Origin of the sequence: Sphingosinicella terrae (genome assembly GCF_003347635.1) — a bacterium.
Taxonomy (GTDB): domain Bacteria; phylum Pseudomonadota; class Alphaproteobacteria; order Sphingomonadales; family Sphingomonadaceae; genus Allosphingosinicella; species Allosphingosinicella terrae.
In genome coordinates this window covers 1-1,745 of sequence record NZ_QDFY01000034.1, presented here as the reverse complement: position 1 = coordinate 1,745, position 1,745 = coordinate 1, and the positions used below count along the sequence as shown (strand labels likewise).

General features: G+C 68.9%; 1 protein-coding gene. It reads left to right on the top strand.

Annotated features, from left to right (window positions below):
• Positions 1-1,745: methylmalonyl-CoA mutase (gene scpA / locus DDE10_RS23060; protein ID WP_114955158.1), on the top strand; the 1,745-nt coding region annotated here is incomplete at both ends.

Genomic DNA, 1,745 nt, shown 5'->3' with positions numbered 1-1,745 from the left:
ACGCCCGAGGGCATCGACGTCCAGCCCGTCTACACGGCGGCGGACGTTGCCGATGTCGATCCCGGCCTGCCCGGCTTCGCGCCCTATACGCGCGGGCCCTATGCCTCCATGTATACCGGCCGGCCGTGGACGATCCGGCAATATGCCGGCTTCTCGACCGCCGAGGAATCGAACGCCTTCTACCGGCGCAACCTCGCCGCCGGGCAGAAGGGCCTGTCGGTCGCCTTCGATCTCGCCACCCATCGCGGCTATGACAGCGATCATCCGCGCGTCGTCGGCGACGTCGGCAAGGCCGGCGTCGCGATCGACAGCGTCGAGGACATGAAGCTGCTGTTCGACGGCATTCCGCTGGGCGAGATGTCGGTCAGCATGACGATGAACGGCGCGGTGCTGCCGGTCATGGCCTTCTACATCGTCGCCGCCGAGGAGCAGGGGGTCGAGCGGGCAAAGCTCACCGGCACGATCCAGAACGACATCCTCAAGGAGTTCGCGGTCCGCAACACCTATATCTACCCGCCTTCACCCTCGATGCGGATCGTCGCCGACATCATCGCGTATTGCGCGAGCGAGATGCCGCGCTTCAACTCGATCTCGATCAGCGGCTATCACATGCACGAGGCCGGGGCGACGGCGGTGCAGGAGCTCGCCTTCACCCTCGCCGACGGCATGGAATATGTCCGCGCCGCCTTGGCCCAGGGATTGGAGGTCGACGCCTTCGCGCCCCGCCTCTCCTTCTTCTTCGGCATCGGCATGAACTTCTTCATGGAGGTGGCGAAGCTGCGCGCGGCGCGGCTGCTCTGGCACCGGATCATGGAAGGGTTCGGTGCCCAGAGTGCCAAGTCGAAGATGCTGCGCACCCACTGCCAGACCTCGGGCGTCAGCCTCACCGAGCAGGATCCCTACAACAACATCGTCCGCACCACGATCGAGGCGATGGCGGCGGTGCTCGGCGGCACCCAGTCGCTCCACACCAACAGCTTCGACGAGGCGATCGCGCTGCCTACCGACTTCTCGGCCCGGATCGCCCGCAACACCCAGCTCGTCCTTGCCGAGGAGAGCGGCATCACCAACGTCGCCGATCCTTTGGGCGGCTCTTATTATGTCGAAGCGCTCACCCGCGACCTCGCCGACCGCGCCTGGGCGCTGATCGAGGAGGTGGAGGGCCTGGGCGGCATGACCGCCGCCGTCGCCGAGGGCATGCCCAAGCGCCGGATCGAGGAAGCCGCCGCCGCCCGCGCCGCCGGGGTCGACCGCGGCGAGACGGTGATCGTCGGCGTCAATCGCTACCGGCTCGCCGAGGAGCCCGAACTCGACATCCTCGACATCGACAATGCGCGGGTCCGCGCCGGCCAGATCGCGCGCCTGGAGAAGGTCCGCGCGGCGCGGGATTCCAAGGCGGCCGAGGCGGCGCTGCAGGCGCTGCGCGCGGGCGCGGGCGGCGACGCCAACCTGCTTGCCCTCGCCGTCGAGGCGGCGCGGGCGCGCTGCACCCTGGGCGAGATCTCTTCGGCGCTCGAGGAGACGTTCGGCCGCTACGGCACCACGCCGGAGCCGGTCCGCGGCATCTATGGCGGCGCCTATGAAGGCGATCCGAAATGGATCCAGGCACAGGACGGCGTCGCCGCGATCGGCCGCCGGCTCGGGCGCAAGCCGCGGCTGCTCGTCGCCAAGATGGGCCAGGACGGCCATGATCGCGGCGCCAACCTCGTCGCCTCGGCCTTCGCCGACCTCGGGTTCGAGGTGGT